The 22,805-nt window shown below is 60.5% G+C and carries 19 protein-coding genes; 12 read left to right on the top strand and 7 right to left on the bottom strand.

The window, feature by feature from the left end:
* Positions 1–313: 313 nt before the first annotated feature.
* The 5 genes from hemA (at position 314) to IV89_RS09635 (ending at position 5,882) form a co-directional block, all read left to right on the top strand.
* A complete protein-coding gene (gene hemA, locus IV89_RS09655; protein WP_037944163.1) occupies positions 314–1,537 on the top strand; it encodes a 5-aminolevulinate synthase in 1,224 nt (407 codons plus the stop codon).
* A gap of 117 nt (positions 1,538–1,654) precedes the next feature.
* Positions 1,655–2,899: a helix-turn-helix domain-containing protein gene (locus tag IV89_RS09650; RefSeq protein ID WP_037944164.1), complete on the top strand. Its 1,245-nt coding sequence runs from the start codon at positions 1,655–1,657 to the stop codon at positions 2,897–2,899.
* A gap of 98 nt (positions 2,900–2,997) precedes the next feature.
* A complete protein-coding gene (gene ispG, locus IV89_RS09645) occupies positions 2,998–4,131 on the top strand; it encodes a flavodoxin-dependent (E)-4-hydroxy-3-methylbut-2-enyl-diphosphate synthase (RefSeq protein ID WP_005853271.1) in 1,134 nt (377 codons plus the stop codon).
* A 60-nt stretch (positions 4,132–4,191) separates the two neighbouring features.
* Complete coding sequence (locus IV89_RS09640) at positions 4,192–5,346, top strand: DNA cytosine methyltransferase (RefSeq protein WP_037944165.1); 1,155 nt, start codon at positions 4,192–4,194, stop codon at positions 5,344–5,346.
* Entirely contained in the window at positions 5,343–5,882 is a 540-nt protein-coding gene (locus IV89_RS09635; protein ID WP_037944166.1) for a GIY-YIG nuclease family protein, read from the top strand. Before IV89_RS09640 ends, IV89_RS09635 begins: the two co-directional genes overlap by 4 nt.
* A 3-nt stretch (positions 5,883–5,885) precedes the next feature.
* On the opposite strand, the gene IV89_RS09630 is transcribed toward IV89_RS09635, so the two are convergent.
* Together IV89_RS09630 and IV89_RS09625 are read right to left on the bottom strand one after the other, a co-directional pair.
* Positions 5,886–6,368 carry a hypothetical protein gene (locus IV89_RS09630; protein ID WP_037944170.1) on the bottom strand — a complete coding sequence of 161 codons (483 nt, stop codon included), beginning with the start codon at positions 6,366–6,368 and terminating at the stop codon, positions 5,886–5,888.
* A 1-nt stretch (position 6,369) separates the two neighbouring features.
* On the bottom strand, positions 6,370–7,113 hold the full coding sequence (locus IV89_RS09625; protein WP_037945007.1) for a DsbA family protein: 744 nt from the start codon (positions 7,111–7,113) through the stop codon (positions 6,370–6,372).
* Between the two features lie 139 nt (positions 7,114–7,252).
* Here IV89_RS09625 and IV89_RS09620 point away from each other — a divergent pair, with 139 nt between their 5' ends.
* From IV89_RS09620 to IV89_RS09600, 5 genes are all read left to right on the top strand, one after another.
* Positions 7,253–8,395 (top strand): aminotransferase class I/II-fold pyridoxal phosphate-dependent enzyme, encoded by a 1,143-nt coding sequence (locus IV89_RS09620; RefSeq protein WP_037944171.1) that lies wholly within the window; start codon positions 7,253–7,255, stop codon positions 8,393–8,395.
* A gap of 68 nt (positions 8,396–8,463) precedes the next feature.
* Positions 8,464–9,678, top strand: a complete 1,215-nt coding sequence (locus IV89_RS09615; protein WP_037944172.1) for an N-acetylmuramoyl-L-alanine amidase — start codon at positions 8,464–8,466, stop codon at positions 9,676–9,678.
* A gap of 128 nt (positions 9,679–9,806) precedes the next feature.
* Positions 9,807–12,359: a penicillin-binding protein 1A gene (locus tag IV89_RS09610; RefSeq protein ID WP_005853282.1), complete on the top strand. Its 2,553-nt coding sequence runs from the start codon at positions 9,807–9,809 to the stop codon at positions 12,357–12,359.
* A 102-nt stretch (positions 12,360–12,461) separates the two neighbouring features.
* A complete protein-coding gene (prfB, locus tag IV89_RS09605; protein ID WP_009826942.1) occupies positions 12,462–13,586 on the top strand; it encodes a peptide chain release factor 2 in 1,125 nt (374 codons plus the stop codon).
* 116 nt (positions 13,587–13,702) lie between these two features.
* Positions 13,703–15,115 (top strand): amidase, encoded by a 1,413-nt coding sequence (locus IV89_RS09600; protein WP_037944173.1) that lies wholly within the window; start codon positions 13,703–13,705, stop codon positions 15,113–15,115.
* 3 nt (positions 15,116–15,118) lie between these two features.
* Here IV89_RS09600 and IV89_RS09595 read toward each other — a convergent pair whose 3' ends face one another.
* Positions 15,119–15,901: a helix-turn-helix transcriptional regulator gene (locus IV89_RS09595; protein WP_037944174.1), complete on the bottom strand. Its 783-nt coding sequence runs from the start codon at positions 15,899–15,901 to the stop codon at positions 15,119–15,121.
* A gap of 209 nt (positions 15,902–16,110) precedes the next feature.
* Here IV89_RS09595 and IV89_RS09590 point away from each other — a divergent pair, with 209 nt between their 5' ends.
* Positions 16,111–16,455 (top strand): hypothetical protein, encoded by a 345-nt coding sequence (locus IV89_RS09590; RefSeq protein ID WP_037944176.1) that lies wholly within the window; start codon positions 16,111–16,113, stop codon positions 16,453–16,455.
* Positions 16,456–16,498: 43 nt separating this feature from the next.
* Here IV89_RS09590 and ilvN read toward each other — a convergent pair whose 3' ends face one another.
* The 4 genes from ilvN to IV89_RS09570 form a co-directional block, all read right to left on the bottom strand.
* Positions 16,499–17,059: an acetolactate synthase small subunit gene (gene ilvN / locus IV89_RS09585; protein ID WP_009826946.1), complete on the bottom strand. Its 561-nt coding sequence runs from the start codon at positions 17,057–17,059 to the stop codon at positions 16,499–16,501.
* A 76-nt stretch (positions 17,060–17,135) separates the two neighbouring features.
* Positions 17,136–18,887 carry an acetolactate synthase 3 large subunit gene (locus tag IV89_RS09580; RefSeq protein WP_037944177.1) on the bottom strand — a complete coding sequence of 584 codons (1,752 nt, stop codon included), beginning with the start codon at positions 18,885–18,887 and terminating at the stop codon, positions 17,136–17,138.
* Positions 18,888–19,221: 334 nt separating this feature from the next.
* Positions 19,222–19,884, bottom strand: a complete 663-nt coding sequence (locus IV89_RS09575) for a response regulator transcription factor (protein WP_005853301.1) — start codon at positions 19,882–19,884, stop codon at positions 19,222–19,224.
* A 32-nt stretch (positions 19,885–19,916) separates the two neighbouring features.
* Complete coding sequence (locus tag IV89_RS09570) at positions 19,917–21,320, bottom strand: cache domain-containing protein (protein WP_037944178.1); 1,404 nt, start codon at positions 21,318–21,320, stop codon at positions 19,917–19,919.
* A 260-nt stretch (positions 21,321–21,580) separates the two neighbouring features.
* Between IV89_RS09570 and IV89_RS09565 the strand changes: the two genes are divergently transcribed.
* Positions 21,581–22,669, top strand: coding sequence for a TRAP transporter substrate-binding protein (locus IV89_RS09565; protein WP_005853304.1), 1,089 nt, complete (start codon positions 21,581–21,583; stop codon positions 22,667–22,669).
* The last annotated feature ends 136 nt before the right edge of the window (positions 22,670–22,805 follow it).

Raw genomic sequence — 22,805 nt, 5'->3', positions numbered from 1 at the left:
GAAGATTGCCGCGACCGTATCAGCGGGTTTGGCCGTGTCCAGTAGTCCGCCCGAGGTGGCCGCAGCTTGCGCGCCATACCGCGTGAGAAGCGCTTGAAAAACATGCCTTTGACCCAAGCGGGACAGCGTGCAGGTTTCCGATGCGCGACATCCGACTGCGATGCGACGCGCCCCGGGGCGGCACCTGCGACAATCGGTTCCTATTAAGGCATTGAATTGAATGGCTCTAAACTATATTCATTCTAAAGCACGAATATGGCGAATGATCCGGTTGCCTTTGCTGGTCCCGCCACCGACGAAGGAGCAAGGCGCAATGGACTATACCAAACAGCTTGATCAGGCGATTGACCGGCTGCACGAGGAAGGTCGCTACCGCACCTTTATCGACATTGAACGCCGCAATGGTCAATTCCCCCACGCTGTCTGGACCCAACCCGACGGGCAAGAGAAGAATATCACCGTCTGGTGCGGGAATGATTACCTAGGGATGGGGCAAAACCCTGTTGTTCTGGCCGCGATGCACGAAGCACTTGATGCGACGGGTGCAGGGTCGGGCGGGACGCGCAATATCTCGGGCACCACGATTTACCACAAACGTCTTGAGGAAGAGCTGTCGGACCTGCACGGCAAGGAAGCCGCCTTGCTGTTCACCAGTGCCTATATCGCCAATGATGCGACGCTCAGCACGCTGCCCAAGCTCTTTCCCGGCCTTATCATCTATTCCGACGAGCTGAACCACGCGTCGATGATCGAAGGGGTCCGCCGCAATGGCGGGGCCAAGCGTATCTTCCGCCATAACGACGTGGACCACCTGCGCGCGCTGATGGCCGCCGATGATCCCGCCGCACCCAAGCTGATCGCCTTTGAATCGATTTACTCGATGGATGGCGATTTCGGCCCGATCGAGGCGATTTGCGACATTGCCGATGAATTCGGCGCGCTGACCTATATCGACGAGGTCCACGCTGTGGGGATGTACGGCCCGCGTGGGGCAGGGGTCGCCGAGCGTGATCGCCTGATGCACCGGCTGGATATCATCAACGGAACGCTGGCCAAGGCCTACGGCGTGATGGGTGGCTATATCGCGGCCTCGGCCAAGATGTGCGATGCCATCCGGTCTTACGCGCCGGGTTTCATCTTTACCACGTCCCTACCGCCAGCGGTTGCCGCCGGTGCTGCGGCCTCGGTCGCCTACCTCAAGACCGCGCCCGAACTGCGCGAGAAGCACCAGCAGCAGGCCAAAGTGCTGAAACTGCGGCTCAAGGGCTTGGGTCTGCCGATCATTGATCACGGCAGCCATATCGTCCCTGTGATTGTCGGAAACCCCGTACACACCAAGATTCTGTCGGATCGCCTGCTGGAGGATCACGGGATCTATGTGCAGCCGATCAACTTCCCCACCGTGCCCCGCGGGACAGAGCGTTTGCGCTTTACCCCGTCGCCCGTCCATGGCCCACTGGAAATCGAAGGGCTGGTCCACGCGATGGACGCTTTGTGGTCCCATTGTGCGCTGAATCGTGCCGAAATGGCGGGGTGACCCCGAATATTTCGTATAGTCCGTTGATTTATGCTACCGATATCGAAAGAAAAGCTTAATCTCGAATCAACATGTTGTTTCGATTAAGGGCAGCGGGCATAGCTACGGGACATTTTTATGATTGGGCGGTGGTCTTCCAAGTCGGCAGATAACGAGCAAGTTGAAGCCAAAGGTTTCGACGCGTTCGACTTGCGCCTTGGTGACCTGATGCGCGGTGAACGCGCGACGCTTGGTAAATCCCTGCTGGATGTCCAACGCGAGCTTCGGATCAAAGCCTCCTACATTGCCGCGATCGAAAACGCCGACCCGGAAGCCTTTGATACACCTGGATTTATTGCCGGTTACGTGCGGTCTTATGCGCGCTATCTGAACATGGACCCGGACAAGGCGTTCGCAGCCTTCTGCGCTGAATCGGGTTTTGCCGTGGCGCATGGCATGTCCTCTAAAGCGTCCGTCGTCAAAAAGCCGACCCGCGAAGAGCGTATGACCCGCAATGGCGAGAGCGATATTTTCGCCCGCCCTGCGACGCCCTTCACCCCCGTCGGTGATTCCCTTCTGGCGCGAATAGAGCCCGGTGCTTTGGGCTCGCTGCTGGTGCTCGTCGCTTTGATCGGCGGGATCGGCTATGGCGGGTGGAGCGTTCTGAAAGAAGTGCAGCGCGTGCAGGTTTCACCGGTGGATGAAACCCCTGTTGTGCTGTCTGACCTTGATCCGCTTCAAGGCGCGCTTGCCTCTGCCCCTGAAACGACAGAAGACCCCGATGCGCCGACCGCGATGGCTGTGCCACGTTCCGACGCGCTGGATCGGCTTTATCGTCCTGCCGCACTGGATGTGCCTGTTCTGGTCGCGCGGGATGCGCCGATTTCCTCGATTGATCCGCGCAGTATCGGCAGCTTTGCCTCCAGCTCGCCTTCGCCTTCCGTCGGAGATGCGCTGCGCACAGCTGAAAACACCGTGGTCCAACGGGATACGCCCGAGGTACTGCCGGGTGCCGTGCCGCAGGTGGTCGAAGGGCCCGCGCCGCAGCTGCGTATGGTTGCAGCCTATCCGTCCTGGGTGCGTGTACGCGCCGCAGATGGCAAGGTTATCTTTGAAGGCATCATGAACAAGGGCGACAGCTGGGATATCCCCGCGACCGAAGAGCCCCCGACGCTGCGCACCGGCGAATCCGGCGCGCTGTATTTCGCGATGGACGGGCAGTACTTCGGGCCTGTTGGCGATCGTGGTGCTGTGACGTCGAACCTGCCGCTGCACCGTCAGGCGCTGGCGGAGCTTTACGAGCCAGCCGTTCTGGAAGAGAATTCCGCGCTCGCGACAATGGTGGCCGAGCTGAAGAATGCGGCGACTTCGCCGACGGAATAAGCCGGATACCATTGCAACAACGCGACGGGCTGAATAGGTGTAGGGCGAACCGAACCTGACAGACCCTTCGACTGTTTCATTGCCAAAGGTAGCTTTGCATGTCCCTCAATCACATTCGCCCGTGGCGCAACATTTACCGCCGGAAGTCCCGTCAGATCATGGTGGGGAATGTGCCGGTCGGGGGCGATGCGCCGATCACGGTGCAGACGATGACGAACACGCTGACGACGGATGTCAAAGCGACCATCGCGCAGATTCAGGCCGCTGCCGATGTGGGGGCCGATATCGTGCGTGTGTCGGTGCCGGATGTCGAAAGCTCCAAGGCGCTGAAAGAGATCGTGCGCGAGGTATCGGTGCCGATCGTGGCGGATATCCATTTCCACTATAAACGCGGAATCGAAGCCGCCGAGGCGGGGGCCGCTTGTCTGCGGATCAACCCCGGCAATATAGGCGATGAAAAGCGCGTCAAAGAGGTGATCAAAGCCGCGCGGGACAATAATTGTTCGATCCGCATCGGCGTCAACGCGGGGTCGCTGGAACGCCACCTGCTTGAGAAATACGGCGAGCCATGCCCCGATGCGATGGTCGAAAGCGGGATGGATCACATCAAGATCCTGCAAGACAATGATTTCCACGAATTCAAGATCAGCTGCAAAGCCTCTGACGTCTTCATGGCCGCCGCTGCCTACCAGCAGTTGGCCGAGGCGACGGATGCTCCGATCCACCTTGGCATCACCGAGGCGGGGGGGCTGACCTCGGGCACGATCAAATCGGCCATTGGCCTGGGCAATCTATTGTGGATGGGCATCGGTGATACGATCCGTGTGTCCCTGTCTGCGGACCCCGTGGAAGAGGTCAAGGTTGGCTACGAGATCCTGAAATCCCTTGGCCTGCGTCACCGTGGTGTGAACATCATCAGCTGCCCCAGCTGCGCGCGGCAGGGCTTTGACGTGATCAAGACCGTCGAAGCGCTGGAGCAACGGCTGGAGCATATCAAAACCCCGATGAGCCTGAGCATCATCGGCTGCGTCGTCAATGGCCCCGGTGAGGCGCTGATGACGGATGTGGGCTTTACCGGCGGGGGCAACGGGTCGGGCATGGTCTATCTTGCCGGCAAACAAAGCCACAAGCTGGGCAATGACGCGATGATCGATCACATCGTCGAACAGGTCGAAGCCCGCGCCGCCATCATCGAAGCAGAGACCCAAGCGGCAGAGCAAGCAGCCGAGTGACTTTGCCCCAAGCGGCGCATTTGCCATCGACAGATATTTGCGTATTCCATATCAATAGATATGCCTGATCACGCCGCCAAGACCCCGACGTACGCCGAGTTTTTCTGCGGCGGTGGCATGGTGCGCGCGGCCTTGCAGGACCGCTGGGATTGCGTGCTGGCCAACGATATCGACGCGATGAAATGCAAGGTCTATGCCCAGAATTGGGGGCAGGCGGCATTGCATCAGGGCGATATCGCGACCATGCCCGATGACCTTCTAACGCGTCAGATCGATATGTATTGGGCGTCGAGCCCGTGTCAGGATTTCAGCCTTGCGGGCAAGGGGCGGGGATTGGGCGGCGCGCGCAGCGGTGTCTTTGCCCATTGGGCCGACAAGATCGCTACGGCCATAAAAGCAGGCTTTGCGCCGCGTATCATCGCCTTTGAAAACGTCGTCGGGTTGGTGTCGCGCAATGGTGGCGCGGATATGAACACCGTACTCGCGACCTTTGTGCGGCTTGGCTATAAGGTTGGCGCGCTCGAGATCGACGCGCGGCGTTTCTTGCCGCAAAGCCGGCCGCGTCTGTTCGTTGTGTGCGTGCGCGAGGATATCGATATCTCGGGGCTGACGGTGCCAAAACCGTCCCATGTCTTTCACGGCAAGAAGCTGCAAAAATTTCTCGCCTCCGCCGCGCGGCCGGTCCGATCCAACTGGGTCTGGTGGAAGCTGGGGGACGCCCCCGCCGACGAACAGGCGCTTGAGCGCGTGCTTGAACGGCGTGCCACCATGCCGTGGTTCAGTGCCGCGGATACTGACCGTCTGCTCACGCTGATGTCGCCCCCCAGCCTTGAACGGCTGCGCGTGGCGCGCAAGGCGGGGCGTACGGTGGTGGGCACGATCTATAAACGCGGGCGCCCCGATGCGGATGGGAATGTCCGACAACGGGCAGAGCTGCGCACCGACGGGATTGCGGGCTGCTTGCGGACCCCTGCGGGCGGGTCCTCGCGGCAAATTCTGATGTTTATCAAGGGCAACCAGACCAAAGCCCGGCTTGTCTCCTCGCGCGAGGTGGCGCGGCTGATGGGGTTGCCGGACAGCTACAAGATGCCCGACACCTACAACAACGCCTACCGCGTGGCGGGGGATGGGGTCGCCGTGCCCGTGGTACGCTATCTCGACGAGGTGTTGTTCGCGCCCCTGCTGGAACGTCAGTCACTGGGGGCCGTCGCGTGAACGCGGCGCAGGCGTTTCGGGGCAAGGCACTGGCGGCGCTGACCAACCAGATCGGCGTCTATGCTCTGTGCGATCTGGACGGCAACCCGATTTATGTGGGCCAGTCGGTTGATGGTATCCGCACGCGGGTGCGCCGGCATCTGACATCGGCGCGGTCCGATGTGATTGCCAACCGTCAGATCGACGTGTGGGAGATCGCCTTTGTCTGGGCCTGGCCGGTGACCACGAAGGCAGAGGTAGAACCGCTGGAACGCGCGATCTTTGCTCATTACGACGCTGAATTGCCGTTGATGAACGGCAAGGCGATGGTGGCGGATGCACCGCTGTTCGATTGGCCGGAAAAGCAGGTGGTGCAGGTCATCGACGAAGAGGAACGACAGTCGCGTCTGACCCCGTCAAACCGGCTGCCGCGCCAGATCAAACAGTATGACTTGCTGGTCGATTATATCCTCAACGTGAAAGAGGCCCCGCATCTCAAGCGGTCGCTTGATGCGCATTTCAAACGCATGGTGCGCTATCATCAGCGGTTTCTCTAAGCGCTACGGGGCCAGATACCGCCGCAGCACGATGTCGGGCATATGGCCACGCAAGATGCGGTCTGCCATGACGTAGAAGGGAGGATCGGTCATGCCAAGCTCTGCCGCGAGGGCGGCGCTGGCAGGGTCGGACATCATGTGATGCGTGAAGATGATGCCATATGTGTCTGTTATCGCTTCCAATTCCGCCACTGCGCGACCGCAGTCTGCGCAGTCGTCGTCGGTAAACAACGCAATCGGCGCTCCGGCCAATACTTGATCTGTCAGGGATGCGATAAGCGCGAGATCCGCCTGCGCCTTCTCTTGATAGGCTTCGGCAGCATAGTTGCGGGGGGCCACAGCGGGTGCTGCAAGCTCTGGCTCTGCCAGAAGCAACGCCCGCACTTCTTCCCCCAAGGCGCGCCGTTCTGCATGGGTCAGCGCGCCAAAGTCGGTCTGCGCGGCCACCGGAAAGGCCGCCACGCAACAAGCCAATGCCAGTCGCATCTTAGCCGCGTTTTTCTTCCAGAATGGCTTTCATCTGGTCGTAAGGCAGATAGCCGCGCAGCAGCTCGTCCTGCATCACAAAGGTGGGTGTGCCGGAAATCTGCAGCGTCTGTGCCAGTGCGCGGGTCTTTTCGATCTCGGCGGTGACTTCGGCACTGTCCATCTTTTCCTGAATGGCCTCGGCATCCAGATCAAAGCTGTTGGCCAAGCGTCCCAGCGACGTCGGGGTGATGTCGCCGTTAAAGCTCATCAAAGCGTCATGCACGGATTTATAGGCCTCGTCTCCCGCAACGATCTTGGTTGCGATGGCAAAGCGCGAGGCGACCATGGATTGTTCGCCCAGAATCGGCAGTTCTTTCACGATAAAGCGGATATTGCCGTCGCCATTGACCAGCTTTTCAACCTCGGAGAACGCTTTTTTGCAGTAGCCGCAGCGGTAGTCCATGAACTCTACGATGGTCATGTCGCCTTCGGGATTGCCACCGACATAGGAATAACCATCGTCAAAGATCGCGGCCGCATTGTCGGACACCAGCGTGAAATCCGCCTGCGCCTGTGCTTCGGCCTGACGGGCCTGTAGCTGGTTCACCGCTTCCATGATCACTTCGGGGTTTTCCATCAGATAGGCGCGGACCTCGGCGCGGAATTGCGCGCGTTCGGCATCGGTCAGTTCGGTCAGGTCCATCGCATGGGCGGGGGCTGTCAGGGAAAGGGCCACTAGGGCGGGGGCGATCAGCTTTTTCATCAGGGTCACTCGCTTGTTGTTGCGCAGGGGTGCAGGCACCGGTTGCAAGGGTGGTGCGCGATTTTGCCAGCGCGCACAAGGGTTGACGGCACCGGCGGGGTGCGGTGAAAGGTTCGGGCTCAACAGTAGGATCAAGCCCATGCGCATTTCAACCCGATCTCAGGTCGATCCCTTTATCGTGATGGATGTGATGCAGGCTGCCGCCGCCGCCGAGGCGGAGGGCCGCCACATCATCCATATGGAGGTCGGCCAACCCGGCACCGGCGCGCCCAAAGGGGCCAGCACCGCATTGACCGCCGCGATGGAGCAGGGCGCGCTTGGCTATACCGTCGCATTGGGGCTGCCTGCGCTGCGCCAGCGGATCGCGCGGATGTACGGGGAGTGGTACAATGTCGATCTGGACCCGAACCGCGTGGTCATCACCTCTGGCTCTTCGGGCGGGTTTATCCTGACGTTTACCTCGCTCTTTGATACCGGGGACCGCGTTGGCATCGGGGCACCGGGGTATCCCAGCTACCGCCAGATCCTCAAGGCGCTGGACCTTGCCCCCGTCGATCTGCCCACCTCGCTCGACAATCGCTTGCAGCCGGTGCCTGCGGATTTCGCAGGCATGGACCTGCAGGGGCTGCTGGTCGCGTCGCCGGGCAACCCGACGGGCACGATGCTGGATCACGCTGCCATGTCCGCCCTGATCGACGCGACGAAAGCGCAGGGGGCATCCTTCATCTCGGACGAGATTTACCACGGCATCGAATACGAGAAAAAGGCCGTGACCGCGCTTGAGATCACCGATGATGTCTATGTCATCAATTCGTTTTCCAAGTATTTCTCTATGACCGGTTGGCGTGTCGGCTGGATGGTTGTGCCAGAGGATCATGTGCGGGTGGTCGAACGGATCGCGCAAAACATGTTCATCTGCGCCCCCCACGCCAGTCAGGTCGCCGCCCTTGCCGCGATGGATTGCACCGATGAGCTTGAGGCGAATATGGATGTCTACCGCGCCAACCGCGCGATGATGATCACCGGCCTGCGCGAGGCGGGATTCACCCGTTTCGCGCCCCCCGACGGGGCCTTCTATGTCTACGCCGATGTGTCCGAGCTGACGGATGACAGCCGCGCGTTGGCGCGGGATATTCTGGACAAGGCGGGTGTGGCCGTGACCCCGGGGCTCGATTTCGATCCGGTGCGCGGGCATCACTGGCTGCGGTTTTCCTATGCGCGCAGCACCCAGGATATTGCCGAGGGGCTGGGGCGGCTCAAGACCTATATGGCGGCCCGCTGAAAGGCTGGTTCGGGTCGCGGCGGGGTGCTATACCTGCCGCAACCACCCCGAGCAGAACGGTGACAGGCATGCGTATCCTTCCCATTATCGCAACGGTTTGCGCGCTGTCCTTGCCAGCGTCCGCGCAGGATCTGACCGCGCTGGCGCGGGTGGACCCTGCCAAAAGCGCCATCTCGGATGGTTGGTTCGGGGGCACGACGCTGACGCTTGGGCTGAGCCAGGGGGTGCCGTTTCGGGTGTTCTTGCTGGATGATCCTGCGCGGCTGGTGGTGGATTTCCGCGAGGCCGACTGGAGCGGTGTGAACACCGCAGACCTGCTGCCTGAACCCGGACGGATTACCGGTCTGCGCTTCGGCCCGTTCCAACCCGGTTGGTCGCGGCTTGTCGCGGATCTGGCCGAACCGATGATCCCGCGCGAGATCGGGATGCCGGTCAACAAGGGCTCTGGTCACGCCACGCTTGAGATCGCGTTGACATCCGTCACCCCCGAGGAGTTTGCCGCCGCCGCCGGTGCGCCCGTTGATCCGGCGTGGACCATGGCGCTGGCCGCACCGCCCAAGGCGGTTGCCGACCTGAAAGAGGTGCCGTTTCGCGTGGTGCTGGACCCCGGTCACGGGGGCGTTGATCCGGGGGCAGAGACAGATGGTATCCTGGAAAAAGACCTGATGCTGTCCTTTGCCCAAGCGCTGCGCGATACATTGGTGCGCGACGGGGTCGATGTGGTGATGACCCGTGACACGGATCATTTTGTCGCGCTCGAAACCCGCGTCGCCATTGCGCATCAGGCCGAAGGCGATCTGTTCATCTCGCTCCATGCGGACAGTTTGCAGCACGGCGGCGCAAAGGGGGCGACGGTCTATACGCTGTCGGACGACGCCAGCGATACTGCCACCGACCATCTGGCCGCACGCCACAACCGCGCCGATATTATCGCGGGGGCCGATCTGACCGGATCGGATGACGAGGTCGCCAGCGTGCTGCTTGATCTTGCCCGCCAAGAGACAGAGCCACGGTCGGTCGCCGCCGCTAAAACGTTGGTTGAAGGCATGAAAGCCGCCGGCGGTCCGATGAACCGCCACCCGCTGCGCAACGCGGGCTTTTCGGTGTTGAAATCGGCTGACATCCCCTCGGTCCTGATCGAAATCGGGTTCCTCAGCTCGAAGCGCGATCTTGCCAATCTTCGTGACCCGATCTGGCGGGCGGTCATGGTGTCGGCGATTGCGGATTCCATCGCCAAATGGCGCGACGCGGATGCCGCGCTCAAGCCCTTGATTCGCCAGTAAACCGCACCCGAACGCCCCTCTAGGTGTTGCGCGGGTTACCGCACAGGGCCACTGCATCGTGTTTTGACGATTCCCGCAGGGTTGCGTATAGACGGGTCACCAACCCTCCTTGCAAGGAACTGCCAGCCGTGTTTCGTTTGATCCTGTCTTTCTTCGGGGGTATTTTTACCACCCTCACCATGAGCATCGGTATGGTCGCGCTGACCATCGGCGCGGTGTTCTGGATGTATGGCCGCGATCTGCCCAGCCACGAATCCCTTGCGCAATACACGCCCCCGACGATCAGCCGGATTTATTCGGGGCAGGGGCGGTTGATTGACGAATTCGCCAAGGAACGTCGCCTGTTCGCGCCGGCCAACACGATTCCGCCGCTGATCAAACAGGCCTTCATCTCGGCCGAGGACAAGAACTTTTATACGCACGAAGGCTATGACCTGCGCGGCATCGGGGCGGCGGCTGTAGACGCGGTGCGCACAAGGGGCAAGGATGTGCGCGGTGCATCGACCATCACGCAGCAGGTGATGAAGAACTTTCTTCTGTCCGGCGACCGTCGGGCTGAACGGAAGATCAAGGAAATCATCCTCGCCGCACGGCTTGAAGAAACGCTGCCCAAGGAAAAGATCCTTGAACTTTATCTGAACGAGATCTTCTTGGGCCAGAACTCCTACGGTGTGGCCGCCGCGTCGCAGACCTATTTCAACAAGACATTGGGGGAACTCGCCCCACACGAGGCTGCGTTCCTTGCCTCGCTGCCCAAAGCACCATCTGATTATCATCCCGTGCGCCGCAAGGACCGGCTGCTGGCACGCCGGAACTTCGTGCTGCGCGAGATGAAGGAAAACGGCTATATCACCCCCGCCGTCTACGAGACCGAGGTCGCACAGCCCTTGCGATCGGTGCAGAACGGGGACTTTGAAAGCTTCAAGGCCGAACTGCCGCCGCGCGATTACTTTACCGATGAGATCCGCCGCCAGCTGTCCGAGAACTTTGGCGAGGGCGAATTCTTTACCGGCGGTCTGACCGTGCGTGCCACCATCGACAACGAGATGCAGCCCATTGCCGCACAATCCTTGCAGCAGCAGCTTGAGGAATATGACCGCGGCATCGGTATCTACCGCGGCACCGGCAAGAAGATCGCGCCCGAAAAGCTGACCACCGAGGCCGATTGGCGCGAAGCGCTGTCGGACACCCGTGTGCCACGTGACGTTGATCTGGAAAACCCGTGGTATCCCGCCGTGGTGCTGAGCCTGACCAATGACGCCGCCCGCATCGGGATCGAAGGTGTGGACGAGGACGCAGACGGTCATTTCATTCCCGCCAAGGATGTCCAATGGGCGCGCAAACGTCTGGAGAACGGCAAGCTCGGCAACCGCGCCCAAGTGCCCGCTGATCTGCTTGAGGTCGGCGACGTGGTGCTGGTGCGCCGCATGACTGCGGATAGTGACGGGTCGTTCATCCGCTGGACCCTGCGTCAGATCCCGGAAGTGCAGGGCGGCTTTGTCGCGATGGACGTGAACACAGGGCGCGTGATCGCGATGCAGGGCGGTTTCTCCTATCAGGCGTCGGTGTTCAACCGTGCGACACAGGCGAAACGCCAGCCGGGGTCGAGCTTCAAGCCCTTTGTCTATGCTGCGGCATTGGACAGCGGCTATACCCCTGCAACCATCGTTGTGGATGCCCCGATCGAGATCAACACACCCCAAGGCATGTGGCGGCCGCGAAACTCGTCGAACAAGTTCTACGGGCCGACGCCCCTGCGGACGGGTATCGAACAGTCGCGGAACCTCATGACCATCCGTCTGGCGCAAGAGGTCGGAATGAACACCGTTGGCGACTATGCCGAACGGTTCGGGGTCTATGACAACCTCTCGCCGGTACTGGCCAACGCGCTTGGCTCGCAGGAAACGACGCTTTACCAGATGGTGTCGGCCTATGCGATGTTCGCCAATGGTGGCGAACGGGTGCAGCCGACGCTGGTGGACCGTGTGCAGGACCGCTACGGCCGCACTGTCTACAAACACGACCAACGCATCTGTAACGATTGCCAGCTTGAAACGCTGGCTCCCGGCGTGGGGCCGCGCATCATCTCGAACCGTGAACGGGTGATGGACCCGATCACGGCCTATCAGCTGACATCGATGATGAAGGGCGTGGTGGATCGCGGCACGGCGCGTGGGGCGGTGAACCTGCCCGTGCCAATCGCGGGCAAGACCGGCACAACCAACGACGCCAAAGACGTCTGGTTCGTTGGCTTCTCAAGCAACATCGTGGCGGGCTGCTATATCGGTTTCGACAATCCGCGCTCGCTGGGGCGTCGTGCCTATGGGGCGGGGATGTGTGGCCCTGTATTCCAGCGGTTCATGAGCGAAGCGATCAAGAAATACGGCGGCGGCCCCTTCGAAGTGCCCCCCGGCGGTCACTTCATCAAGATCGACCGCTTCACCGGTGCGCGTCTGTCTGACAGCGCCGCAGGTAATAACGTTGTGGCCGAATACTTCCGTGACGGCGAAGAGCCGCTGTTCGGGATCACCTTCGATGGCGGCTTTGCGATGGGTGCGGATCTGCCTCTGGTCGAAGAAGCCGGCGGCGGCGCGCGCGAAGTCACAACCTCTACCGGTAAGAAGGCGCGTGTCGGGCCCAAGGCAAGCTTTGGCAGCATCAGCTCCGGCGGGTTGTACTAGACCCGGCCCCATTCTACAGCGCTTGCCCATGTTGCGGCGCTGGTCTATTTGAAACGCGGCCCCGGCTATTCGGGGCCGCGATCTATTTAAAGGCAGGATACCATGCGCGCAGATGCACAAAATACAGCGGATAAGATCAGCAAATCGCTGGAGCTGTTGGCACAGCGTCTGGACGTCGAAACCGCGCCATACCGTCTGGAAGAATTCAACGCCCGTGTCGAAGACCCCAATCTGTGGGATGATCCCGATGCGGCGCAAAAACTGATGCGCGACCGTCAGGCGCTGGTCGATTCCATCGCCACCTACGAGGGCATCAAACAAGAGCTGGCCGATAACATCGAACTGATCGAACTGGGCGAGATGGAAGGCGACGACGAGGTCATCGCAGAGGCCGAAACCGCATTGAAAAAGCTGGCCGAGACAGCCGCCCAGAAAGAGCTGGAAGCGCTGTTGAACGGCGAGGCCGATGGGAATGACACCTTCCTTGAAATCAACGCAGGGGCAGGCGGCACCGAAAGCTGTGACTGGGCCAATATCCTGTCGCGCATGTATGTCCGGTGGGCCGAGAAAAAGGGCTATAAGGTCGAGCTGCAATCCGAAAGCCCCGGCGAAGAGGCGGGGATCAAATCGGCGACCTACAAGATCAGCGGCCCGAATGCCTATGGCTGGCTCAAGTCGGAATCCGGTGTGCACCGTCTGGTGCGGATCAGCCCCTTTGACAGCGCCGCCAAACGGCACACGTCCTTTACCTCTATCTGGGTGTATCCGGTGGTGGACGACAACATCGAAATCGATATCAACCCCAGCGACATCCGCATCGACACCTATCGGTCCTCGGGGGCCGGTGGTCAGCACGTAAACACCACCGACTCGGCCGTGCGGATCACGCACCACCCCACCGGCATCGTGGTTACCAGCTCTGAGAAATCGCAGCACCAGAACCGCGACATCGCGATGAAGGCGCTGAAATCGCGGCTGTATCAGATGGAGCTGGACCGCCGCAACGCGGCCATCAACGAAGCCCATGAAAACAAGGGCGACGCGGGCTGGGGCAACCAGATCCGGTCCTACGTCTTGCAGCCCTACCAGATGGTCAAAGACCTGCGCACCAACTTTGAAACCTCGGATACCAAAGGGGTGCTGGATGGTGACCTTGACGGGTTGATGGGGGCCGCGCTGGCGCTTGCCGTGTCGGGCAAGACCCGCGCCGAGGCGCAAGAAGGCTAAGGCCAAATATCAGGCAACTGCGCGCGGGCGGCCTTGTCGCGTGCAGCAGTTTTGCCGGTGCCTCTTGCATACCCCTGCCGCCTTCCGTTCTATGACCGCGAACGGAGGGCTCGGCCATGAACATACTAGACATCGGGGCCTTGGCCCAATCGGAGGCATTGGCGAACGGCAGCCTGACGGCGCGTGCTTTGATGGAGGCCACGCTAGAGCGCATCGACGCCGTGAACGGCGCGGTCAACGCCATCGTCGCGCTGCGCCCGCGGGCCGAGCTTCTGGCCGAAGCCGATAGGGCCGATGCCACGCCTCGGGTCGGATGGCTGCACGGTATTCCCATTGCGATCAAGGATTTATCCGATGCCAAGGGCTTGCCAACCGCCAAGGGATCACCGCTGTTTGCCGGAACGATTGCCCAGAAGGACAGCGTCTTTGTCGCCCGCATCCGCGCGGCTGGGGCAATCATCATCGGTAAAACCAACACGCCTGAATTCGGGTTGGGCAGCCACACGTTCAACCCCGTCTACGGCCCGACGCGGAACCCCTATGACCACACACGCTCGGCTGGCGGGTCTTCGGGCGGGGCGGCGGCTGCTTTGGCCACGGGGATGCTGAGCATCGCGGACGGCTCCGACATGATGGGCAGCCTGCGCAACCCCGCGGGCTGGAACAACGTCTACGGCATGCGCCCCAGCTGGGGCACAGTACCGGCAGAGCCAGAGGGCGATATGTTCCTGCATCAGCTGAGCATGGCAGGCCCGATGGCGCGCTGCCCCCGCGATCTGGCGGCCTTGTTGGACACGATGACCGGAGAGGACCCCAAACAACCCCTCGGCCTGTCACCGGCGCCGAGCTTGCCGCAGATGGACACCCCGTCGCCCACGCGCCGCATCGGGTGGCTGGGCGACTGGGGCGGGGCATTCACCTATGCAGACGGGATCGAGGACGTGAGCAAAGCGGCCCTGGATCAGCTGGCCGCCCTGGGGCATCAGGTGACCCATGTGCCAGCCCCCTTTGACGCAGACGCGATGTGGGACAGCTGGACCACGCTGCGGTCTTTTGCCGTTGCTGCCGGATTGGGCGCGCTCTACCGCGATCCGGAAACCCGCGACAAGCTCAAGCCCGCCGCCCAGTGGGAGATCGAGCGCGGGCTCGGATTCACGGGGCAGGAGGTGCAGCGCGCCAGCCTGACGCGGTCGGATTGGTATCGCCGTGTCACCGCGCTGTTTGACGAGGTTGACGTGCTGGTACTGCCCTCGGCGCAGCTTTGGCCCTTTGACGTGGATCAGGTGCATCCGACACAGATCGCCGGACGGGACATGGATACCTATCACCGCTGGATGCAGGTCGTGGTGCCCGCCGGTCTGGTGGGGCTGCCGGTTGTCAACATCCCCGCCGGTTTCGGCGCAGGGGGGCTGCCTGCGGGGCTACAGATGATCGGACCGCGGGGAAGCGATACGGCGCTGCTTCAACTGGCGCAACAGTGGCACGCGGCAACGCAGTGGCCCCAGATGCGCCCGCCGCCGCTGGCGTAGCGGTCATTCAAAGGCGAATTCGGTGCGCAGAAGGTGGCGGTGAAAGGGTTCAAGATCGTTTGCCTCGCATAGCCCCTTCAAGCGGGCGGCCTGCAACACGGCCGACGGGGTTTGCGGCAGGTATTCATAGACCAGCCGCGTCGCCCGCAGCCCGATCGAATTTTCCGGCACCGTGCGGGTGATGTATCCGACCCAGAAATTATTGTTGAACGACGCGATCCGCCCCAGATAGTTGAACGAAGAGGTCATCGCGCCGCGCCGCGAGGCGATAATGGCGATGCCTTCTTCCTGCTGCAGCACCACGCCGCGATACTCGCGCAATTCCGAATGGGTGGGCAGGCTTTGGATGCGCATGGCGTGAGGGGCCTCGTAGCCGCGCAGATAGGTATGCCGGCCACTGCGAAACACCATGACCAATCCCAAGGCGAATTTCTCGGGGTAAAGAAAACTGCGACGCGAGAACCGGTAGAAACCGCTGGGAAACGTTGCTTCGGGCAGGTCCAGCGCGCCCGAAACGATGAAGTCACCCATGAAATCCGGGGGGGTGGGTTCGATCTTCTTGATCTCTTCCAAGGGCTCCAGAAGGACACGCGCATCAACGTCGAAAAACTTGCACATCCGGTCCAGAATATCGGGGCGCGGAAAGCTTTCCCCCGACAGATATCGATTGAACTGTGTGCGATTGATCCCCAGTTCCTGCGCGAGGTAGGTGATGGAGGGGTAACCCACTGAAAGTTTTTTTAAATTTGACCCGAAAATTGTCCTGATATCGGCGGGGTTCGTCATGAAATCAGTCCACTAAAATTAATTGAACTAAACTTCACAACCTTTGAACGAATTTGCAAGGAGATTTGCAATATAGGGCTGTGTAGTGACGCTAATCAGCGTCAAATTTCGGTGCGCGCGACACAAAATGATTTCGTAAAAAAATCGACAATTTGTAAAAATGACATGATTATCTCTCATGTCTGCAAGCATCTGGAAGGAACAGTTAAATGTACGGTGTGGTACTTTGGAGCGATGCCCGATCCAACAAAGCTGTGTTCTGGTGCGAGGATCACGGCGACCTTGCGTATTTCCAAGGTGACCCCGCGACAGTGAACCAGATGACAAGCTGTTTCGATGCTGGTGATCTGGTCCAGTTCGAGGTCTACCACGAGGCCAAGTTGCGCAAGGCGCTTAACCCCAAGGTCGTGCGATCCAAGGCGGACGCTGATTTGCCGAACAAACTACTGCGCCATTCCGCCGGCATTACGCGAAAGCAAACAGGCGGCGAGGTGCTTCCATTCCGCCCAAAAGCCGTCCCGCCGGTAGAGTTCCGCCACCGCGGTCAGGCTTAGTCCGGCCGAAGCCGGCCAGACGTCAACCTGCCACCTTAGCGTATCAGTCGCCGCGCGACAGGGCTGCCACACCCGTCCGTGCCACGGACACCAGCCCCAAGGGGCGCATCAATTCGGCAAATGCGTCAATCTTCTCGGGCGCGCCGGTGATCTCGAACACGAATGTTTCCAAGGTACTATCGACAACGTTGGCGCGGAAGATATCCGCAAGACGCAGGGCTTCGACACGTTTGTCGCCGGTGCCATTCACCTTGAACATCGCAAGCTCACGCTCGACCACGGGGCCTTCGACGGTCAGGTCATGCACCTCGTGTACCGGCACAATCCGCCCCAGCTGCGCCTTGATCTGCTCGATCACCTGCGGCGTGCCCGAGGTGACGATGGTGATGCGGCTAAGGTGGCCTGTGTGGTCAACCTCTGCCACGGTAAGGCTGTCGATGTTGTATCCACGGCCCGAAAACAGACCGATGACGCGCGCCAGCACACCGGGTTCGTTCTCGACCAGTACGGCCAGCGTGTGGCGTTCGATCACATCCGAGAAATTGGGACGTAGGTTATAGGCGGAATGGCTGTTGGAGCCTTTTTTGATCTTTAGGGCTGACATGAAACTGTCCTTCTAAGATTTGTTCAATCTCGGCGCGCGACCCCGCGCCGATGTGTTTCCTTGTGCCGTTGGCGGCTTAGACCAAGACCGATCCTTTGGCGTCGATCACACCTTGCGTATCGACACCGGCCAGCATCATGTCGTTATGCGCTTTGCCCGACGGGATCATCGGGAAACAGTTTTCGTGTTTTTCCACCAGACAGTCAAAGATCACCGGACCGTCATAGTCGAGCATCTCCATGATCGCGTCGTCCAGATCGTCGGGGTCCGAACAGATGATCCCCTTGGCCCCGAAGGCTTCGGCCAGCTTGACGAAATCGGGGAGGGATTCAGACCAGCTTTGGGAATAGCGCTCGCCGTGCAGCAGCTCTTGCCACTGGCGGACCATGCCGAGGCGTTCGTTGTTCAGGATGAACTGTTTCACCGGCAGGCCGTATTGCATGGCGGTGCCCATTTCCTGCATATTCATCAGCCAAGACGCTTCGCCGGCGACGTTGATGACCAACGCGTCAGGATGCGCCATCTGCACGCCGATGGACGCAGGGAAGCCATAGCCCATCGTCCCCAGCCCACCAGAGGTCATCCAGCGGTTCGGATCCTCGAAGCCAAGGTATTGCGCGGCCCACATCTGGTGCTGGCCCACTTCGGTGGTGACATAGCGGTCACGCCCCTTGGTCAGCGCCTCAAGCCGCGAGAGCGCGTATTGCGGTTTGATGATCTTGCCTTTTTGTTCGAACTTGAGGCAGTCAACGTTGCGCCATTCCTCGATCTTCTTCCACCATTTGCCAACGGCTTCGGTGTTTGTCTTGCGGCCGCGCGATTTCCAGACCTTCAGCAGGTCTTCAAGCACATGGCCCACGTCGCCGACGATAGGGATGTCCACGCGGATGATCTTGTTGATCGACGAGGGGTCGATGTCGATATGCGCTTTCTTGGATTTCGGGCTGAACATGTCGACGACGCCGGTGATCCGGTCGTCGAAGCGCGCGCCGATGTTGATCATCAGATCGCAGTCGTGCATCGCCATGTTGGCCTCGTAAAGACCATGCATCCCGAGCATCCCCAACCATTTGTCACCCGACGCCGGATAGCTGCCAAGCCCCATCAAGGTAGAGGTGATGGGAAAGCCTGTCGCCTCGACCAATTCGCGCAGCAGTTGCGACGCCGCAGGGCCGGAGTTGATGACGCCGCCGCCGGTATAGAAAATCGGGCGCTTGGCGGTCTCGATGGCGGCCACCAGTTCGGTGATCTCGGTCATGTCGCCTTTGACGGGCGGCTGGTAATGCGAGGTGGACGGCTTCTTGGGCGTGTATTCCCCCGTGGCGAATTGCACGTCTTTCGGGATGTCGACCAGAACGGGGCCGGGGCGCCCGCTGGTGGCCACATGGAACGCCTCGTGCAGGACGCCGCCCAGCTTGTCGGTCTCTTTCACCAGCCAGTTGTGCTTGGTGCAGGGGCGGGTGATGCCCACGGTATCGGCCTCTTGAAACGCGTCAGAGCCGATCATGAAGGTCGGCACCTGACCCGTCAGGACCACCAGCGGAATGGAATCGAGCAAGGCATCCGTCAGGCCGGTCACCGCATTGGTGGCACCGGGGCCCGAGGTTACAAGAACAACGCCCGGTTTTCCGGTCGAACGCGCATAGCCTTCGGCGGCATGCACCGCCCCTTGTTCGTGACGCACCAACACGTGTTTGATGCTGTTTTGTTGGAACACCTCGTCATAGATCGGTAGGACAGCGCCGCCGGGATAGCCAAATACGGTATCAACACCCTGATCAATCAGGGCTTGAACGATCATTTTCGCTCCGGTCATTTTACGTGTCATCTTGGTGCTCCGTCAGGCGGTGGTTTATCAAAAAATACGTTGCGCAAAAAAAAGCCCCCGATTTTGACGGGGGCGCATGGTGACTATTATGGTCTGCCGTTACCGGCCCATGCGCGTGTGTCTTAGAATGACGACGATATCTGTCAAAGCTAGATCTGTCATAGCCAAAGGCCCCTCATTGCGTGCATGGACATTATGAGCGCCACAAAGGGGCGTCAATGCTCTATTGTCGATAAAAGTGTCGCTGGGTGCAAAAAATCTTTTCATTTATTGCGCGAAATCCTGAATTTTCTAATTTTTGCAAAATTGGGGGCATTTCTCGGGCCGATATCAGCTAGAGTCGCACTCCGGTTCCCTGCAGCACGCCGTGTTCCATCGCGTAGCGCGTCAGCCCTGCGGTGGAAGAGATGCCTAGCTTGCGCTTGATATTCTTGCGGTGGGTTTCGACGGTGCGCACAGAGATATCCAAGGTCAGCGCGACCTCTTTGTTGGATTTCCCCTGTGCCAGTTGCAACAGGATCGTCTGTTCGCGTTCGGTCAGGGATTCACGTGCGGCATCCTTGGGTTCAAGCGACCCTTGCGCGCCGGTGCACAGATACCGTTCGCCGCGCATCACCGTATCGATCGCCAACTTGATCTCGTCCGTCGGCACATCCTTGAGGATATACCCCATGGCGCCGTGGCTCAGCGCCGAAGAGATATATTCGGGGTTGTCATGCATCGACAGGATCACGATGCGGGTGTCGGGCTGGCGTTCCAGCAAGATCTCGGTCGCGGACAGCCCGCCGATCTCTGGCATATTGAGGTCCATGAGGATCACATCGGGGTCCAGTTCCGCGACGCTCTCGATCGCGGCGCGGCCATTGGGCAGACAGCCGACCACATTGATATCGTCATAGCTTTCAAGAATGGACTGGATGCCTTCGGCGACCATCGGGTGATCGTCCACGATCATCACTTTTATCAACGCGGGCGGCTGGGTGTCGGAAAGGGTCATGGGGCAGCTTTCGGGAAGGGGCATATCAGGGCTTAGGGAAGGGCGGTCGGCGGCGGGCGCAGCATATGGGTTAGCGGGACGGTAGCGGTAATCTCGGTGCCGCCCTGGGCAGAGGTTTGCATGGTCAGCGTACCGTCTAGCTGTTCGATCCGCTCTTGCATATTGCGCAGGCCCAACCCTCCGGCGGTGGAGCGTGTCTTGGCCAGTCCCAGCCCGTTGTCAGAGATCGACAGCGTCGCGCCCTGTCGGTGACCGCGCAGATCGACGATAACTTCGGTGGCGCGTGCGTGGCGTTCGATATTGGTCAGCGCCTCTTGCGCGATCCGGTAAAGCGCGATCTTGGCCTCGTCGTCCAAGCGGTTGCGGAATACCACGGTATCGAAGCGGCACTGAATACCGGTGCGTAGGGCGAATTGTTCGACCAGCGTTTTCAGCGCGGGACCAAGGCCGAGATCATCCAGAATACTGGGGCGCAGGTCGCGGCTGATGCGGCGCACTTCGGCGATGGCCTGTGCAAGGCTGTCGATCCCCTTTGCCAAAGGCTCTGCCGCGCGGGCGTCGCCCCTTTCCAGCCGGCGTCGCGCGTTGTCGAGCGCATAGCGCACCCCCACCAGGATCTGGCTGATGCCGTCATGCAGTTCGCGCGCCACGCGGCCGCGCTCTTCCTCTTGGGCGTCAAATACCCGCTGCGTCAGCTTTTTGAGCTTTGCATCCGCAAGCCGCCGTTCCCGCAGGTTGACCAGCATGCCCGTGCCAAAAACCAACAGCAGGGCGGTCACCGTAATAACGCCGATATAGAAGAACGTACGCTGCACCCGCGCCTGCACATCGGATCGCGCCGCGGCCCCGCTGGCAAGCACGTCGTCGATGAACACACCCGTCCCCACGGCCCACTGCCAGCTCGGGAAAGAGGTGACATAGGTGATCATCTGCGCATCCTCTCCGGTAGAGGGTTTGGGCCACATATAGGTGTGATACCCGCCGCCACTGCGTGCGATGCGGATCAGCTCGTCCACCACGGGCGTGCCGTCGCTGTCCGTCTCGCCGGCAAAGTTGCGGTTGATCCGGTCCGTCTGGCGCGGGCTGACAAGGGCGGTGCCGTCGTAGTCATAGACAAAGAACTGACCTTCCTCGCCATAGATCATCGCCGCGAGGATCTGCGCCACCTGCGATTTCGCCGCCCCATCATCAGGAGAGGCGGACCCGTAGACGAAGTAAAAGCCGTTGCGCGCCTGTGTCACATAATTGCGCAGCTCTACCTTCTTGGCGTCCAGCAACTGCTGCTCGAGCGTTGAAATCTCGCGGTCGGCCACCGCGCGCGCCTGCAGTGCCACGACAAAGGCAATCGCCGTCACCGCCAGCACCAGCGGCACAGAGGCGATGAGCGTCAGCTTTTGGGCGTAGGTGGGGGCGATCATGAAAGACGGGCGGCGCATGCAGCGCTGATACTGGGAAATCCACGCGAATCAAAGTGCTAGATGCAGTCACAATTCACCCGCTATACGCGTGTATGCACAACATATGGCAGGTGCGGCGGGAGATTTGCCGCATATTTGGGCGGTAAATCTGCACGCTCTACGCAGTAGTTGGTATTTTCAACCATTCGCTTTTGCGTAGAGTGAACGACACTTGAAATGACCCGCGCGCATATAATGAAGCGCGGGCACCCTCATATAACTCGGGAGGAGTATCCAATATGGACCGTCGTTCATTTCTGAAGACATCCGCGCTTGGCGGGTCTGCCGCCGCTGCATCGACACTGGCCGCACCGCTGTACGCCCAAGGCAAACGCACGCTGACCATGGTCACCGCATGGCCCCGTGGCTTTGCCGTGCTTGATGACGCCGCGACCTACCTCAACAACATGGTTAACGAGATGTCTGACGGCACGTTGACCATCGAAAAGAAAGCCCCGGGCGAGCTGGTCGGCGCGTTCGAGGTCTTTGACGCCGTTTCCTCCGGTCAGGCGGATATGTATCACGCGGCCGACTACTACTTCATCGGCCAGCACCCCGGTCTGGCGTATTTCACCGCCGTGCCTTTCGGTGCCACAGCACAAGAGCTGACCAACTGGTATCTGCACGGTGGCGGCCATGACCTGCACAACCAGATCGGTGAAATCTTCAACATGAAGATGTTCCTCGCCGGGAACTCCGGTTCGCAGTCCGGTGGCTGGTTCCGCAAGGAAATCAACTCTGCCGCGGACTTCAACGGCCTGAAATTCCGTATGCCCGGTCTAGGTGGCAAGGTGCTGGGTAAACTGGGCGCGTCTGTTCAGAACATCCCCGGTGGCGAACTGTATCAGGCGCTGTCCTCCGGCGCGCTTGACGGGCTCGAGTGGGTTGGCCCCTTCGCGGATGAGCGCGCGGGCTTCCAGGAAGTCGCCAAGATCTACTACACCGCTGGTTTCCACGAGCCAGGGTCGGGCCTGACCGCATCGGTCAACCTTGATGTGTTCAACGACCTGACACCGGCGCAGCAGAAGATCATCGAATATGCATCGATGGCGACCACGCACACCGGTCTGGCCGAAACACTGGCCAACAACGGTGCCGCCTTGGCGCGTCTGCAGCAGCAGGGCGTGAAAACCATGCAGTTCCCCGATGATGTCTGGGATGCATTCGGTGCGGCCTCCAAAGAGGTTATGGACGAGAACATGGACGACTCCCTGTTCGCCGACATCCGCAACAGCTTTGAATCTTCGCTGTCCGCATCGGCTGAATGGCTGTCCAAATCCGACGCCTACTATGTCGAACAGCGCCAGCGCGTTCTGGGTAAAATGTAAGCCATCCCCACGGGATGACAGGGGGGCTGCCTTTGGGCGGCCCCACACGCGACTTTGCGATCCGGAAAACGGGCGCGCAAAGCGAGGATAATTTTCGCACCAAGCCCACACTGAAACCGGGCGGGCGAAGGGGGGA

It is taken from the genome of Sulfitobacter sp. CB2047 (assembly GCF_000735125.2).
Classification (GTDB): Bacteria; Pseudomonadota; Alphaproteobacteria; order Rhodobacterales; family Rhodobacteraceae; genus Sulfitobacter; species Sulfitobacter pontiacus.
This window is presented reverse-complemented; position numbering and strand designations above follow the sequence as displayed.

Coding starts and splice junctions, on each gene's coding strand:
- prfB (WP_009826942.1), top strand. CDS start 12,462: ATGCGCGCAGATGCACAAAATACAGCGGATAAGATCAGCAAATCGCTG.
- IV89_RS09590 (WP_037944176.1), top strand. CDS start 16,111: ATGTACGGTGTGGTACTTTGGAGCGATGCCCGATCCAACAAAGCTGTG.
- IV89_RS09650 (WP_037944164.1), top strand. CDS start 1,655: ATGATTGGGCGGTGGTCTTCCAAGTCGGCAGATAACGAGCAAGTTGAA.
- IV89_RS09595 (WP_037944174.1), bottom strand. CDS start 15,901: ATGACGAACCCCGCCGATATCAGGACAATTTTCGGGTCAAATTTAAAA.
- IV89_RS09630 (WP_037944170.1), bottom strand. CDS start 6,368: ATGCGACTGGCATTGGCTTGTTGCGTGGCGGCCTTTCCGGTGGCCGCG.
- IV89_RS09600 (WP_037944173.1), top strand. CDS start 13,703: ATGAACATACTAGACATCGGGGCCTTGGCCCAATCGGAGGCATTGGCG.
- ilvN (WP_009826946.1), bottom strand. CDS start 17,059: ATGTCAGCCCTAAAGATCAAAAAAGGCTCCAACAGCCATTCCGCCTAT.
- IV89_RS09565 (WP_005853304.1), top strand. CDS start 21,581: ATGGACCGTCGTTCATTTCTGAAGACATCCGCGCTTGGCGGGTCTGCC.
- IV89_RS09620 (WP_037944171.1), top strand. CDS start 7,253: ATGCGCATTTCAACCCGATCTCAGGTCGATCCCTTTATCGTGATGGAT.
- IV89_RS09580 (WP_037944177.1), bottom strand. CDS start 18,887: ATGACACGTAAAATGACCGGAGCGAAAATGATCGTTCAAGCCCTGATT.
- hemA (WP_037944163.1), top strand. CDS start 314: ATGGACTATACCAAACAGCTTGATCAGGCGATTGACCGGCTGCACGAG.
- IV89_RS09625 (WP_037945007.1), bottom strand. CDS start 7,113: ATGAAAAAGCTGATCGCCCCCGCCCTAGTGGCCCTTTCCCTGACAGCC.
- IV89_RS09575 (WP_005853301.1), bottom strand. CDS start 19,884: ATGACCCTTTCCGACACCCAGCCGCCCGCGTTGATAAAAGTGATGATC.
- IV89_RS09640 (WP_037944165.1), top strand. CDS start 4,192: ATGCCTGATCACGCCGCCAAGACCCCGACGTACGCCGAGTTTTTCTGC.
- IV89_RS09615 (WP_037944172.1), top strand. CDS start 8,464: ATGCGTATCCTTCCCATTATCGCAACGGTTTGCGCGCTGTCCTTGCCA.
- IV89_RS09570 (WP_037944178.1), bottom strand. CDS start 21,320: ATGCGCCGCCCGTCTTTCATGATCGCCCCCACCTACGCCCAAAAGCTG.
- ispG (WP_005853271.1), top strand. CDS start 2,998: ATGTCCCTCAATCACATTCGCCCGTGGCGCAACATTTACCGCCGGAAG.